The 15000-nt window shown below is 65.4% G+C and carries 8 protein-coding genes; 1 reads left to right on the forward strand and 7 read right to left on the reverse strand.

From position 1 onward, the window contains the following. Positions 1 to 371: 371 nt before the first annotated feature. From J2X98_RS14290 to J2X98_RS14300, 3 genes are read right to left on the reverse strand one after another with little or no spacing between them, the layout of a single operon-like run. Complete coding sequence (locus tag J2X98_RS14290; protein ID WP_307309339.1) at positions 372 to 4100, reverse strand: 1,4-alpha-glucan branching enzyme; 3729 nt, start codon at positions 4098 to 4100, stop codon at positions 372 to 374. A gap of 1 nt (position 4101) precedes the next feature. Then, the gene (treS, locus tag J2X98_RS14295; RefSeq protein ID WP_307309342.1) at positions 4102 to 5895 is read right to left on the reverse strand and encodes a maltose alpha-D-glucosyltransferase; all 1794 of its coding nucleotides are present in this window, start codon (positions 5893 to 5895) and stop codon (positions 4102 to 4104) included. Next, positions 5892 to 7934, reverse strand: coding sequence for an alpha-1,4-glucan--maltose-1-phosphate maltosyltransferase (locus J2X98_RS14300; protein WP_307309527.1), 2043 nt, complete (start codon positions 7932 to 7934; stop codon positions 5892 to 5894). The genes treS and J2X98_RS14300 overlap by 4 nt, the downstream gene beginning before the upstream one ends. A 191-nt stretch (positions 7935 to 8125) precedes the next feature. Between J2X98_RS14300 and glgP the strand changes: the two genes are divergently transcribed. Continuing rightward, positions 8126 to 10744 (forward strand): alpha-glucan family phosphorylase, encoded by a 2619-nt coding sequence (gene glgP / locus J2X98_RS14305; protein WP_186338486.1) that lies wholly within the window; start codon positions 8126 to 8128, stop codon positions 10742 to 10744. 129 nt (positions 10745 to 10873) lie between these two features. Here the strand turns inward: glgP and J2X98_RS14310 are convergent, their stop codons facing one another. The 4 genes from J2X98_RS14310 to rlmB form a co-directional block, all read right to left on the reverse strand. Then, positions 10874 to 11230, reverse strand: coding sequence for a barstar family protein (locus J2X98_RS14310; RefSeq protein WP_307309345.1), 357 nt, complete (start codon positions 11228 to 11230; stop codon positions 10874 to 10876). A 5-nt stretch (positions 11231 to 11235) separates the two neighbouring features. Beyond that, on the reverse strand, positions 11236 to 11724 hold the full coding sequence (locus J2X98_RS14315; protein ID WP_141943653.1) for a ribonuclease domain-containing protein: 489 nt from the start codon (positions 11722 to 11724) through the stop codon (positions 11236 to 11238). Beyond that, the gene (glgX, locus tag J2X98_RS14320; RefSeq protein ID WP_307309349.1) at positions 11725 to 13830 is read right to left on the reverse strand and encodes a glycogen debranching protein GlgX; all 2106 of its coding nucleotides are present in this window, start codon (positions 13828 to 13830) and stop codon (positions 11725 to 11727) included. A gap of 93 nt (positions 13831 to 13923) precedes the next feature. Further along, complete coding sequence (rlmB, locus tag J2X98_RS14325) at positions 13924 to 14913, reverse strand: 23S rRNA (guanosine(2251)-2'-O)-methyltransferase RlmB (protein ID WP_141943657.1); 990 nt, start codon at positions 14911 to 14913, stop codon at positions 13924 to 13926. Positions 14914 to 15000 lie beyond the last annotated feature (87 nt).

Below are 15000 nucleotides of genomic sequence, written 5' to 3' on the forward strand. Positions count from 1 at the left end.
ACAGGGGCGGCACGATTCGGCAAATTCAACCAATTACATACATAATCGGTATCAACAAACTTGGCACACTATTGAGTTCTCAAACAACAGACACACCCGGCACCCCCCAAACCAACGTTCAGGATCGCTCCGGAGCAACTTTCCAAACTTACCCGCTGGCTTCCTGCGTGTCAAACCGGCGTCCGCGACCATCCTCAGCATAAGCTTGGGGGATCGGTTTTCCGTCTGACTCCGTGGAGCAGCGCGGAAATAAACTGTACCACCACTCGTTCCGGATCGCCAGTCCACCCCGGGCAGCCGTCCTCGATGCAGCTGTAAGGCCCGGAATCACGCGGATTCCGGGCCTTACGTTCCTTACCGGACCAGCCGGCTCAGACAGCCGAAGCGGATCCGGGTTTGGAGGCGGTCCCGCCAGGCTTGAAGTAGGAAGCGCCGAGCGGGGGCAGCGTCACGGTCAGCGTCGCCGGCTGGCCGTCCTGTCCTTCGTCGGTTGCCTCCAGCTCGCCCTCGTTCAGCACGCCGGATCCGCCGTAGGTGGTGTGGTCCGTGTTCAGGACCTCGATCCAGGCTCCGGCAGAGGGAACTCCGAGGGTGTACCCCACGTGCGGGCCCCCCGAGAAGTTGATGGCGCAGACGATCGGGTTGCCTTCGGTATCCCACCTGATGAAGGACAGCACGTTACGGTCCGCGTCTCCCCCGTTGATCCATTGGAATCCTGCGGGAACGTTGTCCTGCGCGTACAGGGCCGGCGTAGCTGCGTACAGCTCGTTCAGGTCCTTGGTCAGCAACTGCAGTCCCCGGTGCGAGGGGATGTCGGCCAGCCACCAGTCCAGGCCGTGCTGCTCCGACCACTCGGCCTCCTGGCCAAACTCGGTCCCCATGAAGATGAGCTGCTTACCCGGGTGCGCCCACTGGTACGCGAAGAAAGCGCGGAGGTTGGCCAGCTGCTGCCAGCGGTCACCCGGCATCTTGCGGAGCATCGAGCCTTTGCCGTGCACAACCTCGTCGTGGCTGATGGGGAGCAGGAAGTTTTCGGTGAAGGCGTAGACCAGGGAGAACGTCACCGTGCCGTGGTGCCACCTGCGGTTGTACGGGTCCTCGGAAATGTACTTGAGGGAGTCGTGCATCCACCCCATGTTCCATTTCAGGCCAAATCCCAGGCCGCCGTGGCTGGTGGGAGCCGTGACGCCGGGGAATGCCGTGGATTCTTCGGCGATCATGACGGCACCGGGGTGGGTCTTGTAGACGGTGGCGTTGACTTCCTGCAGGAAGGAGATGGCTTCCAGGTTCTCCCTGCCGCCGAAACGGTTGGGCCGCCACTGGCCTTCCTGGCGCGAGTAGTCGAGGTAGAGCATGGAAGCCACCGCGTCCACGCGCAGGCCGTCGATGTGGAACTCCTCCAGCCAGTAGAGGGCGTTTGCCACCAGGAAGTTCCGGACCTCCGTGCGGCCAAAATCGAAGATCAGGGTGCCCCAGTCAGGGTGTTCCCCCAGTGCCGGGTCCGAGTGCTCGTAGAGCGGCTCGCCGTCGAACCGGGCCAGGGCCCAGGAATCCTTCGGAAAGTGTGCCGGCACCCAGTCGAGCAGCACGCCAATACCCGCCTGGTGGAGTGCGTCAACCAGGTAGCGGAACTCGTCGGGGTGGCCAAACCGGGATGTGGGCGCGTAGTAGGACGTGACCTGGTAGCCCCAGGAACCGCCGAAGGGGTGCTCAGCTACGGGCATGAATTCGACGTGCGTGAACCCGAGCCACTTGACGTACTCCACCAGTTCCTTGGCGAGTTCGCGGTAGCCAAGGCCCAGGCGCCAGGACCCCAGGTGCACTTCGTAGACGCTCATGGCCGAGTTGTGGGGGTCGCGCTTGGCCCGCGCCTCCATCCATTCATCGTCCTTGAAGGCGTAGGAGGGCTCCACCACACGGGAGGCGGTCAAGGGGGGAACCTCGGTGCCGAATGCCAGCGGATCGGCCTTTTCCACCCAGTAGCCGCCCCGTGTGAGGATTTCGTACTTGTAGCAGGCCCCTGCGGCGACGCCGGGAATAAAGACTTCCCATACGCCGGAGGAACCCAGGGAGCGCATGGAGTTTTCCCGGCCGTCCCAGGCGTTGAAGTCACCCTTGACGCGGACTGCCTGGGCGTTGGGTGCCCACACGGCGAAGGAGACACCGTTGACGTCCCCCAGCGATGACTTGTAGTGCCGGACGTGCGCGCCAAGCACCTGCCAGAGTTTCTCGTGCCGGCCCTCCCCGATGAGGTGCAGGTCTACTTCGCCCACGGTGGGAAGGTAGCGGTAAGGCTCGTCAATGGTCACCGGGTCCTTGCCGGGGTAGGTCACGGCGAGCCGGTAGTCGGGAACGTGGCCCTGCTCCGTGGGCTCAAGGACGGCAACCCACACGCCGTGGGCCTCGTGGGTCATGGGAACTTCGCCGGCCTGGGTGATCACGCTGACTGCCTCGGCGAGGTGCTTTACGGTGCGGATGGTGACGTGCCCATAGTCGTCCAGGTGCGCGCCCAGGACGGAGTGTGGGGCGTGGTGTTCGCCGTTCGCAATCCTGCCCAAGGTGCCTTCGTCCACGTGCAGGGGCACCCCCGGGCGGTCAGTTCGTGCTGAGCCTGTCATTTCGTTACCTTCCGATGCTGCACCGGCGTGATCGCCGGCGCCGTTACTGCCCAGGAGCCGCCTGGCGGCGTTTACGGGAATCGCCAGCCAGTCGGGCCTGTTACGCATTTCATAAACAACTTCGTACAGCGCCTTGTCCAGCCACAATGCCACAAACAGGGGTGAGGTCCGGTCCACCGTGCCGGAAATAACCCCCGCATACCCTGCCAGGAAGGCATCGGCGCAGTCGTCAACCCAGGTGTCAGGGACGTGTGCACCCTCCTGTTCGCGCTGCGCTGCCCCCGCCGCGTAGTCGAAGGACCGTAGCATTCCGACGACGTCGCGCAGGGGCACGTCCGGGATGTTCCGTTCAGCGATGGGCCGCAAAGGCTCGCCTTCGAAGTCCAGGATTGCCCAGCGGGACTCGTCGCCTGACTGCCCGGTGACCAGGAGGATCTGGCCCAGGTGGAGGTCTCCGTGGATGCGTTGCAGGGTTCCGGCCGGTGCCCTGTTGAGGTCGGCCAGGAGGGCGTCCAGGGCGTCGTCGTAGGGCCCGACGGCGGCACGGGCTTCAGCCCAGGCGGCGCGGACACGCTGGGCAACAGCACGTCCTGCCCCGTTGCCGGGTTTCGTCTCGGCTGATTGCCCCAGGGCCTCTGCCAGGCGCTTGTGCACCGTGGCCGTGGCCGCGCCAAGGGCGCGGGCTTCGGACGTGAAATCCCTTCCCGTGCGCGCGGCATCCACGGCCAGTCGCCAGGCGTCACGGCCGCCGGCGAGGAATTCGTGGGCCACGGCAAGCTCCCCCTGGACGTAGCGGCTGCCCTGCCCGGAGCCAGCCGAGCCAGCGGAGCTGTGGTTGCCGTGGCCGAGCCACTCCCCCCTGACCCAGCCAAGGGTGGCAGGAACCTCCGACGTACCCGCTTTAGTGAGGGCAGCTCCCACTTCGATCTCCGGGTTGGTCCCTTCGGAAAGGACCCGGAAGAACTTCACCATGGCGGCCGATTCGCCGTCGTCAACGAGGACGGAACTGTTGGACTGCTCGCCGGATAGTACTTTAACGACACCCTTGGCCGTCGGCAGGCGGTACGGCCCTTCCACGCGGTAACCCGTCGCGGTGCCACTGTCGGCTTTCCCTTCCTGCCGGATGAGCTCCAGCCAGGCGCCCACGAAGTCGGGGTCGTGTACGGCGTCGTAGACCCAGGGTCGGGTGGGGTCCATACCTGCCGCTTGGCCCACCAGCGCCCGTTCCATGCCGCCGGCCGGTGCCGGCCGGAAGCTCAAGGGAACCTGGACCACTGCGGTGCGGCGGCCGCCGTCGGGTCCCTCAGTGGTGACGTTGAGGAGGAACACGGCAAGGGCGGCGTGGCCGCTGGGGTCCGTGAGGCCCAGGCTGCCGGCCTGGGAAACGCTGAAATTGGGGGTCTTGACAGGGAACCAGCGCTGCTGCGGCAGCCATTCCTTGAGCAGCGCGGTCAGGGCGGGAGTGAGGATTGGCTGGTTCATCTCAGTTCTCTATCGACAGGATGGGCATGGCCTGGGTGTAGGGCGACGACGGGTTGGACCCCGCCGACCGCATGCGGAGCCAGAAGAAATCGTGGCTGCCGATGGTCAGGGTGAGGCTGCCGTCATCGCCGATGCCGGGGAAGATCTGTCCGCCAAAGACGTCGCGGAGCCCCCGGCCGGCGTACTCGGGTATCCGCAGCGTGGCAGCGACCGGATGCTGGGAGAGGTTGAACGCGCACAGGATGGTCTCGGCGTCGGCCCCGGCGGGGTTGCTGTCCGGCAGGACGCGCAGGTACGCCAGTACTGCATCGTGGTCTGCCTCAACGTGTTTGAACCCACCCAGGCCAAACGCGGGGTGGTTCTTGCGGACGCTGAGGATCTGGCGGGTCCAGCGCAGCAGGGAACCGGAGTGCGCAGCCTCTGCTTCCACGTTGGCCATGCTGTAGTTGTACACCAGCGACTGGATGGGCGGCAGGTAGAGTTTGCCGGGGTCCGCGTGGGAGAAGCCCGCGTTCCGGTCCGGGTTCCACTGCATGGGCGTGCGGACCGCGTCACGGTCCTCCAGCCAGATGTTGTCCCCCATGCCGATCTCGTCCCCGTAGTACAGGAACGGGCTGCCCGGAAGCGAGAGCAGGAGTGCGTTGATCAGTTCGATCTCGGCGCGGGAATTGTCCAGCAGGGGTGCCAGCCGGCGGCGGATGCCGATGTTGGCCCGCATCCTGGGGTCCGGGGCGTACCAGCCAAACATCGCCGCGCGCTCGTCAGCGGTGACCATTTCCAGGGTGAGTTCATCGTGGTTGCGGAGGAATGTTCCCCACTGCGCACCTTCGGGGATGTCCGGGGTGTCACGCATGGTCTCGATGATGGGGGCGGCCTTCTGGTCCCGCAGCGCATAGTACAGCCGGGGCATGATGGGGAAGTGGAATGCCATGTGGCATTCGGGCTCCTCGGCGGTGCCGAAGTACTCCACCACCTCGTTGGGCGGCTGGTTGGCTTCGGCGATGATCACCCGGCCGGGGTAGTTTTCGTCCACCATGGTGCGCAGCCGGCGGAGGAACTCGTGGGTTGCCGGGAGGTTCTCGCAGTTGGTGCCCTCCTCCTCGTAGAGGTAGGGGATGGCGTCGGCCCGGAACCCGTCGATCCCCTGGTCCAGCCAGAACCGAACCACATCGAAGACAGCATCAATGACCGCAGGGTTTTCGAAGTTCAGGTCCGGCTGGTGGCTGAAGAACCGGTGCCAGAAGAACTGGCGGCGGATGGGATCGAAAGTCCAGTTCGATTCCTCCGTGTCCACGAAAATGATGCGCGCGTCCTGGTACTTCTCGTCGGTGTCGCTCCAGACGTAGAAGTCGCCGAACGGGCCGTCCGGATCCTTGCGCGACTCCTGGAACCATGGGTGCTGGTCCGAGGTGTGGTTCAGCGGCAGGTCGATGATCACGCGGACGCCGCGGGCGTGGGCTTCCGCCACCAGGCGCTTGAAATCACTGATGGTGCCGAACTCGTCAAGGACAGAGTTGTAGTCGGAGATGTCGTAGCCGCCGTCCCGCAGCGGCGACTGGAAGAACGGGGGCAGCCAGAGGCAGTCCACCCCCAGCCACTGCAGGTAGTCCAGCCGGTCGATGAGTCCGGAGAAGTCACCGGACCCATCGCCGTTGGCATCCGCAAAGGCCCTTACCAGTACTTCGTAGAACACTGCCTTGCGGTACCACAGGGGGTCATGCTGAAGGCCGGGCGCATTTAGCTCGAACGTGCTCTTGGGGGTGAAGTGGCCGGAACTTTGCGGATTGAAAGTCACTGATGCATTCTCCTCACGCTCAGGATGTGGGCGGGCTCCACATGCGGATCGAGCCGCACGTAGTTGTACTCGCCCCACTCCCAGCTTTGGCCGGAGATCAGGTCATCCACGTAGAAGCCGCCGCCGGGGGTGAGGTCCTGCGGATCCAGTTCCACGGCTGCCAAGTCCAGCGCCACGCTGCATTCCTTGGTGACGTGCGGGTCAACGTTGACTACCACGATGATGGTGTCCTTGGACCCGTCGGGAAGCGTCTTGTGCTTGGAGTAGACCACGGTGGAGGCATCGGTGCTCTGGTGGACCGTGAGGTTTTGCAGATCCAGCAGGGCAGGATGGTCGCGGCGGATGTGGTTGAGCCGGGTGATGTACGGGGCCAGCGATCGCCCTGATTCAGCGGCGGCATCCCAGTCACGGTGCTTGTATTCGAACTTTTCGTTGTCGATGTACTCCTCGGCTCCTGGCCGGGCAACGTGCTCATAGAGTTCGTAGCCGGCGTACACCCCCCAGAGCGGGCTTCCGGTGGAGGCCAGCACGGCGCGGATCCGGAACGCAGCAGGTCCCCCGTACTGCAGGTACTCGGTGAGGATGTCCGGCGTGTTGACGAAGAAATTGGGGCGGAAGAACGCCGGGGATTCGTGGCTGACTTCGTCGAAGTACGCCTCGATCTCCTTCTTGGTATTGCGCCAGGTGAAGTATGTGTAGGACTGCTGGAAGCCCGCGCGGCCTAGCGCGTGCATCATGGCGGGCCGGGTGAAGGCTTCGGCGAGGAACACCACGCCGGGGACCGCTTTATTCACTTCCGCGATAAGCCATTCCCAGAACCAGACGGGCTTGGTGTGTGGGTTATCCACGCGGAAAATCTTTACGCCGTGGCTGACCCACAGCAGCACAATCCGCAGAATTTCCTGGGAAAGGCCTTCCGGGTCGTTATCGAAATTGAGCGGATAAATGTCCTGGTACTTCTTTGGCGGGTTTTCCGCGTAGGCAATGCTGCCGTCCACCCGGGTGGTGAACCATTCCGGGTGCGACTGCACCCAGGGATGGTCCGGGGCTGCCTGCAGTGCCAGGTCCAGGGCGACTTCCAGGCCCAGCTCATTGGCCCGGGCCACGAAGGCGTCAAAGTCCTCGAAGGTGCCGAGGTCGGGGTGGATGGCGTCGTGGCCGCCTTCCTTGGCGCCAATGGCCCAGGGTGAACCAGGGTCGTTGGGGCCAGCCACCAGCGTGTTGTTGGGTCCCTTGCGGTGCTGGATGCCGATGGGATGGATGGGCGGCATGTACAGCACATCGAAGCCCATGGCGGCCACGGCGTCGAGCCGCTTTGCCGCCGTCCGGAAGTTTCCCGACGTCCAGGCGCCGGTGTTGTGGTCCTTCACGGCTCCCTCCGAGCGGGGGAAGAACTCGTACCAGGCACCCCGGCCTGCGCGGTCCCGCTCCACCAGCAGGGGGAACTTCTGGGACACGGTCACCAGTTCACGGATCGGCTGGCGCGCGACGATGTCCGCGATCTCCTGGCTGAAGCCAGCCCCGAGCCGTTCCTCGGTGCCGCGGGACTGGTCACCCAGTACCTCCGCCGCGTGCCGGAGGGCTGCCCGGTCCACCTCGTCACGAGAGTCGTCAGCGGACGCTTCGCCGAGCAGCTTGGCGCCTTCGGCGAGCATCAGTTCGACGTCGATCCCGGCGTCGATCTTCACCTCCGCGTTGTGGTGCCAGGTGCCATAGCGGTCATGCCAGGCTTCGATGGCAAAGGACCAGTTGCCGGTTTCCGACGGCGTGAGCACGCCTTCCCAGCGGTCCGTCCCCATGCCGCGTTCCCCGCGGGGTGGCGCGAGCCGCACGCGCTGGCGCTCGGCGCCGGAGGGGTCCAGCAGCACGGCGCTGACGCCGAGTTGGTCGTGCCCCTCGCGGAAGGCCGTGGCGCCCACCACGATGCCCTCGCCGGGCACCGCCTTGGCCGGAAACTTGCCGCCCTCGACGACGGGCTGCACGGCAGTGATGGGGAAACGCCCGAACTGCAGGCCCTCGGTGATACGGCGCTGGGGCATTTTGGTGGATGCGGCACTGGTTCCTGAGTTAGTCGTCACAGGCTCGACGTTAGCGAGAAATGACCAGGATTGCTAAGCCTGCTCAGTAAATTCGGCGTGCCGCCGCCGAATTTCTTCATGCCCCTGTCATTTACCCAAAAGAAACCGAAAGCTGGTTCCAGCCGCGCATGTTGTCGATTAGTGTGACGCAGGTGAAGGCAATCCGCAGGTTTACGGTCCGTACAGTCCTCCCTGAGCCCATCCGGCCCCTGGCCAGGCTGGCAAGCAACTTGCGGTGGTCCTGGCACCGCCCCACCCGGGAGCTCTTCGCCGCACTGAACCCCCGGCTCTGGGAGGAAAGCGGGCAGGACCCCATCGGTTTCCTTGGCATGGTCAGCCGTGAAGAGTTCCAGCAGCTGGCCGCTGACCAGACGGTGGTGAACCGGGTGCGCGCCGCCGAAGACGATCTTGACCGGTACCTCGAGGAGCCGCGGTGGTACCAGGGCCTGGGCGCGGATGCCCCCGCCTCCATCGCATATTTCTCGCCCGAATTCGGTATCACCGAGGTCCTCCCCCAGTACTCCGGTGGCCTGGGCATCCTGGCCGGCGACCACCTCAAGGCAGCCTCGGACCTGGGCGTTCCCCTGATCGGTGTGGGTCTGCTGTACCAGGCCGGATACTTCAAGCAGTCTCTCTCCAGGGATGCGTGGCAGCAGGAGACCTATCCCGTCCTGGACCCGGACGGCCTGCCGCTCACCCTGCTCCGCGAGCCGTCCCCCGACGGCACCGGCAACGCCCTGCAGATCTCCCTCCCGCTGCCCAACGGCAGGCGCCTGCTGGCACACATCTGGCGTGCCGACGTCGGACGTGTTCCCCTGCTGCTCCTTGACTCCAACGTGCCAGGCAACGATGACGCCGCCCGCAGCATTACAGACCGCCTGTACGGCGGCGGCGGCGACCACCGGCTGCAGCAGGAACTGCTGCTGGGCATGGGCGGAGTAAAGGCCCTGCGTGCATTCCAGAAACTGACGGGCTGCGCAGCGCCGGAGGTGTTCCACACCAATGAAGGGCACGCCGGCTTCCTTGGGATCGAGCGCATCCAGGAACTGATGTCCGGGGAGCAGGCCCTGACGTTCGATGAAGCCCTGGCCGCCGGGCGCTCCTCCACGGTGTTCACCACCCACACCCCGGTTCCCGCAGGCATCGACAGGTTCGAGATCAACCAGATCAACCACTTCTTCCAGGCCGGACTGGCGCCGGACGTGCCGCTGGACCGGATCCTGGAGCTGGGCAGGGAGAACTACGCGGACGGCAACCCGTCCGTGTTCAACATGGCGGTCATGGGCCTGCGGCTGGCGCAGCGGGCCAATGGCGTGGCCAAACTCCACGGGGAAGTGTCCCGCGGAATGTTCTCGGCGCTCTGGCCGGGGTTCGACCACTCGGAGGTCCCCATCACGTCGGTGACCAACGGCGTGCACGTGCCCACCTGGGTGGACAGCCGCATCTCAAAGCTGGCCCGCGACCAGTTCGGCAGCGAGGCGGAAGCACTGGGCAAGTGGGACCTCGCATACAACGTCAGCGACGCCGACGTGTGGGCGCTGCGCCGGGAAATGCGGGCAGCCCTGGTGGAGGACGTCCGGCGCAGGCTGCGCGCGGCATGGAAGAAGCGCGGTGCCGCGGATGCTGAGCTTGGCTGGACGGACAATGTCCTTGACCCGGATGTGCTGACCATCGGGTTCGCCCGCCGCGTCCCCACCTACAAGCGCCTCACCCTGATGCTGCGCGAGCCTGCCCGGCTCAAGGCACTGCTCCTGCACAAGGACCACCCCATCCAGCTGGTCATCGCCGGCAAGTCCCACCCTGCCGACGACGCCGGCAAGAAGATGATCCAGGACCTGGTGCGTTTCTCGGATGATCCGGAGATCAGGCACCGCATCGCATTCCTGCCGAATTACGACATCGCCATGGCACGGACCCTGTTCCCGGGCTGCGACGTCTGGCTTAACAACCCGTTGCGGCCTTTGGAAGCCTGCGGAACCTCAGGCATGAAGGCGGCGCTCAACGGGTCGCTTAACCTGTCCGTCCTGGACGGCTGGTGGGATGAGATGTACGACGGCGAGAACGGCTGGGCGATTCCCACCGCCAACAACGACGCCTCGCCCGAGGAACGCGACGACATCGAGGCGGCGGCGCTGTATGAGCTGCTCGAAACGCAGGTGGCGCCCCGCTTTTACGGAAGCACGGTGTCCGAAGGCGCCGGCTCTGCGGGACCGTCCACCAGCAGGAATGAGACGGTTCCGACGCACTGGGTGTCCATGATCAAGCACACCCTCTCCCACCTTGGGCCGGCCGTCTCCGCGGAACGCATGCTTCGCGACTACGTCAACATCCTGTACCGCCCCGCTGCGGAAGCGGGCCGCAATGCCACCGCCAACTCGTACGCGCAGGCACGGGCCCTGGCCTCCTGGTCGGCGAAGGTCCGTGGCGCCTGGCCCCAGGTGCACGTGGAGCACGTGGATTCGGTGGGCGTGTCCGAGGATCCGCAGATTGGCGACACACTGCAGGTCAACGCCTATGTGGCGCTGAACGCCCTTACCCCTGAGGACGTCTGCGTCGAGGTGGCCTACGGCCGGGCCGAAGAGAACGACGCACTGGCGGACATCACCATGATGGAACTGCAGGTGAAGGAGGACCTGGGCAATGGAAGGCACCTCTTCAGCGGTTCCCTGGTGATCGACCGCTCCGGGCCGTTTGGCTACACGGTCCGCGTCCTGCCACGGCATGAAGCCCTTGCCTCAAAAGCGGAGCTGGGACTGATCGTCAACGCTTAGCCCGCGCGCCCGATGGGTAAGGCTCCTGGCACGCAACGCCGGAACCGAAACCCGGGAGGGCGCAATGACCGAACGAACGGCGTCCTACGTCATCGTGGAGCGCCTCACCGCTTGAGGCGGTCTGTTGCCTTAGAGCAGGACCGCGGTCACGGCAAGGTCCTTGCCCGCGTACCGTTCGGCATCCTGCAGGATTTCACAGATGATGCCAAAGGACCTGTCGGTCCGGAACGGGGCGGCCACCTGCCACAGGACCGTGACGGGCGGGTGGCCGTTCTCCGTGATGGTGTCTGCGAAGTCGTGGAGCGAGTCGTTCAGGGCGTCGAGGTTCACCCCGTAGTGCTCCGGGAAGCTGAGGACCTCACCGAAAGTTTCCAGGACTGCGCGCTTGCTGTCCGCCGGTGGGACCACAACGCTGCGGCGTCCGGAGTCGGCCACCTGTTCCTGCAGTTCTTCCAGGGTCCAGGTGTCGCCGGAATAGATTCTCATGGGGGCTAGCTGCCTTCCGCTATGTACTTGAACGTTGTGTAGTGGTCTGCGGTGTAATATTTTTCCCCGCCGTTGCCCGCAATAATGCGCCGCGCACCGCGGTCCGCCTCACCCGGCGTGGGCACCGTGTACTCGCGGTAGTAGCCCCGGTCGCGAACGGGCAGGACACGTTCGAAGTTGCCGAACACCTGGTCATCCTGGCTGTACTGGTACGGGCCGCCGGCGCGGACCAGCGCCAGCACCCTGCGGCCCTCGACAGGAAGCGCCGATTCCCGGATCTCCGGCAGGCTGGACGGGTTGGCCCCGCGGTGGGGCGCTGACTGCTTCGCCGGTGCGGACGCCGGCGTCCGGCCCGGGGCGGTGGTGGCGCTGGAAGCAGTTCCCGGCGTCGTACTTTCCGTCTGCCCGCCCAGCAACCCGGCGCCGCCGAACGCCACCATGGCCAGTACCACCAGGGTGGTGAGGAGCAAGGGCAGGATGGAACGGTTGCGCATTTACGTCCGGTAGATACTGATGGAGTTGGCCTCGGCAAGGTCCGTTTCACCCGAGGCCACCTGGATGCCCTGCCGCTGTTTGTGATGCGGGGACGTGGTGAGCCGAAGCTCGAACAGGCTGGGAGCCTGCCTGCCGGCATCCGGAAGCGTGAACTGCACGTCCGAGGCGCCGCCGTTCACCACCACCAGGCCGGCAAGGTCACCGCCGTCGTCGCCGAGCAGGAGCTGCATGACGCGGTGCTGGGGATCGTTCCAGCGCTCCGCGGACATGGGCTGGCCGTACTGGTCGAACCAGTAGAGGTAGGACTGCTCATCACGGACGGGGAAGTCGTGGGGCTGGGCGGCCAGGAATTCCTTGCGCAGCCTGATGTAACGCTTGGTGCTGCGCAGCATTTCGTGCGCTTCGGGAGTCAGCGTCCAGTCCAGCCACGTCATGGCGTTGTCCTGGCAGTAGGCATTGTTGTTTCCCTGCTGCGTCCTGGCCAGCTCGTCGCCGGCCGTAATCATGGGGACTCCGAGCGAGACCATCAGCGACGCCATGAGGTTGCGGCGGGACTGCGCACGCTTCGCCAGGATCAGTCCGTTCTCGGTGGGCCCCTCCACGCCGTGGTTGTAGCTGCGGTTGTCACCGTGCCCGTCCCTGTTCTCTTCCCCGTTGTCCTCGTTGTGCTTCCGGTCGAAGGAGACGAGGTCATTCATGGTGAAGCCATCGTGGGCGGTGACAAAGTTGACCGACGCGAGGCGTGATCGGCCGGAGGACTGGAAGAGGCCTGCGGAGCCGGACAGGGCGTCTGCGAGTTTGGCCATGGTGCCCCCGTGTCCGCCCGACTCGATCGCCGCCCTGTCTGCCAGCCAGAAGGTGCGTACCGCATCGCGGAAGTGGTCGTTCCAGTCCACCCATCCGGGCGGGAAACGGCCGGTCTGCCAACCGTCATAACCGATGTCCCAAGGCTCGGCGATCAGCTTGACCTCGGAGAGCACGGGGTCCGCGGCGACGGCCGTGAGGAAAGGGTGCTTGGGGTCGAATTGGTTCGCTGCGTTCCGGCAGAGCGTAACGGCCAGGTCGAACCGGAAGCCGTCTATATGGAACTCGTCCACCCAGTACCGCAGCGAATCTGTGACCAACTGGACCACGCGATGGTCGGCGAAGTTAAGGGAATTGCCGCAGCCTGTGGTGTCGATGAACTTGCCGTGGCTGTCCACCCGGTAGAACGTGTCCTTCCCCAGTCCCTTGAAGTTCAGGACTGGCCCGTCCGCTCCACCCTCGGCCGTGTGGTTGTAGACCACGTCGAGGATGACCTCCAGCCCGGCCGTGTGCAGGGCCTTCACCATGGCCTTGAACTCATCCTGCACCGCCTGCGCGCCGGCTTCCCGGGCAGCGCGCGTGGCGTACCCGGGGTGCGGGGCAAAGAAGGCTGCGGTGTTGTAGCCCCAGTAGTTGTTGAGCCCCAGGTCCTGCAGGTGCGGCTCGTCGATGTGGAAGTGGACGGGCAGCAGCTGGACGGACGTAATGCCCAGGCTGGTGAGGTGCTCCACAACTGCGGGATGGGCCAGACCCGCGTAGGTGCCCCTCAGCTCCTCCGGCACGTCGGGGTGGAGCATGCTTTGGCCGCGGACATGGGCTTCGTAAACGATGGTGTTGCGCCAGGGCAGGCGCAGCAGCTCATCCGTTTCCCAATCGAAGTCGTTGGCCGTCCGCACGCTGGTGAGGACACCGCCGCGTTGGTCCACTCCCCTGCCATAGGGGTCCAGCAAAAGAGGCTGGACGCCGGAGCCGCTGCCGTTGCCCGCCTGGATACGAGGCGGCAACGGCTGGTTGTCCGACGACGGGCGGAAGCCGTAACGGGATCCGTAGGGCAGGTCCTCCACGATCCCGTGGTGCACACCCTTTGTGATGTTGGCCAGGGTCTGCGCCCGCCACTCACCGCCGGGAGGGCAGTAAACGATGTCCAGGCTGGATACGGCGGGAGCGAGGACGGCAACGTTGGCCCGGCCGCCCGCGTGGTGCCGGGTCCCGCCGGAATCAACGCGCGCGGCACTGACACCGAGGGGAACAGCCGATGAGGCGTCCATGGTGGAAGCGGTGTCGAAGAGCGGCATGACCATCACCTAAATAGTAGCGGCCTGCGGCACTTGACCTGCCCGTCTACACCGGGGCACGGCAAACCTACCCACCGGAAGACGCGGGCAGGGAGTTGGTTAGCGCGTCGCCCTCTGGCGGGAGACCTCATACAGCGAGATGCCAACGGCCATGGAGGCGTTCAGCGACTCCATGGCGGAATCGATGGGGATGGAAACGATCTGGTCGCAGTTTTCCCGGACCAGGCGGCTCAGGCCCTTGCCTTCGGAGCCCACCACGATGCATACCGGTTCGGTGGCCAGGGTGAGGTCAGGCAGCGAAACGTCACCGTCGCCGTCGAGACCCAGCACGAAGATGCCCATGTTCTTGAACTGCTTCAGGGCGTTGTTCAGGTTGGAGGCGCGGGCCACGGGCACGCGGACCGCCGCGCCGGCGCTGGTCTTCCAGGCCGCCGCGGTGACGCCCACGGAGCGGCGTTCGGGCACGATGACGCCGTGGCCGCTGAAGGCGGAGACTGAGCGGATGATGGCGCCGAGGTTGCGGGGGTCGGTGATGCCGTCCAGGGCGACGAAGAGCGGGGCGTTGGCGATGTGGCCCTTCTTCCACTTCTCTACGGTTTCCTCGGCAAGTTCGTAGGCGTCCTGGTACTCGTAGGGCGGAATCTGCAGCACCAAGCCCTGGTGCACAGCGTCATCCGTCATCCGGTCCAGCTCCGGCTTGCCCGTTTCCAGCAGCGGGATGCCGCGCTCTGCGGCAAGCTTGAGGGATTCCTTGACGCGGTCATCCATCTCGATCCGGATGGCCACGTGCAGGGCCTTGGCGGGGATGCCGGCGCGGAGCGCTTCCACTACCGAGTTGCGTCCGGTGACCACTTCCTCGGTGGCACGGCCCTTGGGGCCGGACTTTGCGGCGCCGGCACTGCGGGCACCGGTGCCGCGCTTGGCGGCAGAGCGTTCAGCAAGCTGCCTGGCCTTGTGCGCCTTGTGGTAGACGCGGTCCTCCGCCTTGGGCGTGGGCCCCTTGCCTTCGAGGGCCTTGCGGCCATGGCCACCGGTTCCGACGGTCGGGCCCTTCTTCGCTTTAACCGATCGGCGACCATTGTTGGCCATGATGTTCCACCCTTGATTGTGCTGACTGAGTCTGCATACCAGTCTACTGACCCGAAAAAAATCGGGGGCAGCCGCCCGTTCAGGCCG

Origin of the sequence: Pseudarthrobacter enclensis, assembly GCF_030811655.1 — a bacterium.
GTDB lineage: Bacteria > Actinomycetota > Actinomycetes > Actinomycetales > Micrococcaceae > Arthrobacter > Arthrobacter enclensis_A.

Bases quoted from the DNA above. Each gene is read 5' to 3' on its own strand.
- J2X98_RS14290 (WP_307309339.1), bottom strand. From the start codon at position 4,100: ATGAACCAGCCAATCCTCACTCCCGCCCTGACCGCGCTGCTCAAGGAA.
- J2X98_RS14300 (WP_307309527.1), bottom strand. From the start codon at position 7,934: ATGCCCCAGCGCCGTATCACCGAGGGCCTGCAGTTCGGGCGTTTCCCC.
- J2X98_RS14310 (WP_307309345.1), bottom strand. From the start codon at position 11,230: ATGAGAATCTATTCCGGCGACACCTGGACCCTGGAAGAACTGCAGGAA.
- J2X98_RS14315 (WP_141943653.1), bottom strand. From the start codon at position 11,724: ATGCGCAACCGTTCCATCCTGCCCTTGCTCCTCACCACCCTGGTGGTA.
- glgX (WP_307309349.1), bottom strand. From the start codon at position 13,830: ATGGTCATGCCGCTCTTCGACACCGCTTCCACCATGGACGCCTCATCG.
- rlmB (WP_141943657.1), bottom strand. From the start codon at position 14,913: ATGGCCAACAATGGTCGCCGATCGGTTAAAGCGAAGAAGGGCCCGACC.